Below are 1,765 nucleotides of genomic sequence, written 5' to 3' on the forward strand. Positions count from 1 at the left end.
TGCGTGACACCGCCGCGTGACCTTTCGCTCACCAATCCGTCGGGCACCAAAGCCCGACGCCGGTCGGGCCTGTGTCACGGTGAAAGGCCAACAGCGAGGAGCTACCGTGTCCGCCCGTTCTGCCGCCGTCCGATGAGCGAGCGACTTCAGGACCTGCTCGAGGAGCGCGCCGCCGAGGATCTCGGCGACGGCCCAGCCGACGACATCATCGAGGCCGTCGAGGAGATGGTGGCCCACCCCGAGTACCCCTGCCTCGGCGCTCGGTCGGTCTTCCGGCGCGATGCGGCGACCCTCGTCGTCCTCGACGACCTCTCCGACACCAGTGACGGAGGCAGCCTCGACCTGTTGGCAGCGGCCCTCGCCCGCTACGCCGACGAGGTCGACGTCGAGGGAGACCTCGTCTCGTTCGTCGCCTGCTTCCGCGAACCCGTTCCGAATGACGAGCGCGAGTTCGAGAACCTGCTCTGGGGCGCACTGCAACACCTGCACGACCAGGACGACGAGCCGTGGGCTGACGGTGTCGCCGCCGACCCCGACAGCCCGCACTTCGCGTTCAGCCTGTCCGGCACGGCGTTCTTCGTCGTCGGGCTGCACCCCAACAGCTCGCGCGTCGCTCGTCGAACGCCCCTGCCGACCCTGGTGTTCAACCTGCACGAGCAGTTCGAGCGGCTGAGAGCTGACGGCCGCTTCGAGCGCATGCGCGACACGATTCGCCGTCGCGACACCGATCTCCAGGGTTCTCTCAACCCCATGGTGAGCGACCATGGCAAGGAGTCCGAGGCTCGCCAGTACGCAGGTCGCGCCGTGCCCGACCGCTGGTCGGCGCCCTTCCACGCAACCGACGCGACCGACACACCACACGCAGACGGTCCAGCCGATGCAGCCGGCCCGGCCGAAGCATCCGCCACAACTGCTACAACCGACACAGCCGATGCAACGGAGACGCCGCAGTGAACCCGGCACGTACCCGCTTCCCGCGCAATGCGGCCGCCCCGACCTACGCCGGAACCGCGTCCGGCCCTGCGCCGGGCTGGTCACGGATCGCCCCGCAGACCGGCGTCGCCGTCGAGCTCGAGCCTGGCGATCGGCTCACCGTGCTCGACCCCCTGGGTGAGCAGGTGAGCGACCTCTACCTCGTGGCGGCCGGGGACCCTGCCGAGGTGTTCTCGGCCGGCCGCACCACCGACTTCGGGAACTCGATCTACGTGTCGACCGGGTCCCGGCTGTGGTCCAACCGCAGCCAGGTCATGGCCGACGTCGTCGACGACACCGTGGGCGTGCACGACCTGACGCTCACGCCGTGCAGCCAGGCCACGTTCGACCTGCTCTACCCGGAGTTCGACGGTGCCCCCCACCCGTCGTGCTTCGCCAACCTGTGCGGGGCACTGGCCCCCTTCGGCGTCGACCCGGACTCGATCGGGTCGACCCTCAACGTCTTCATGGACGTGTGGACCGACGCCCGCGGTGAGCTGCACATCGACCCTCCGCCCACCCGTCCGGGCGATCGCTTCACCATCGAGGCGCGGATGCCGGTGGTCGTCGGGGTGACCGCGTGTTCGGCCGAGAAGTCGAACAACGGGACCTGCACGCCGATCGACTGGCTGGTCGAACGCGCCGAACTCTGACCCCAACGAGTACTGACCCTGCCGAGCACTGACCCTGCCGAAGACTGAGCCCGCCGAGCATTTTCCCGCGGCCGTGTCGGTGGGTCGAGGCAGGATGGCCGGATGGACGAGTCGCGCCCCGAGGTCATGCTCGCTGACGT

At 69.2% G+C, this 1,765-nt stretch carries 2 protein-coding genes; both read left to right on the plus strand.

Going from position 1 to position 1,765, the window contains the following annotated elements; all coding sequences use genetic code 11:
• The first annotated feature begins 132 nt into the window (after positions 1-132).
• Entirely contained in the window at positions 133-954 is an 822-nt protein-coding gene (gene gntA, locus PLL68_RS14760) for a guanitoxin biosynthesis heme-dependent pre-guanitoxin N-hydroxylase GntA (protein ID WP_324535383.1), read from the plus strand.
• Positions 951-1,625, plus strand: a complete 675-nt coding sequence (locus tag PLL68_RS14765) for a DUF1989 domain-containing protein (protein WP_324535385.1) — start codon at positions 951-953, stop codon at positions 1,623-1,625. Before gntA ends, PLL68_RS14765 begins: the two co-directional genes overlap by 4 nt.
• The last annotated feature ends 140 nt before the right edge of the window (positions 1,626-1,765 follow it).

The sequence above is a fragment of the Ornithinibacter sp. genome (assembly GCF_035443565.1).
In the GTDB taxonomy this organism is placed as follows: domain Bacteria; phylum Actinomycetota; class Actinomycetes; order Actinomycetales; family Dermatophilaceae; genus Fodinibacter.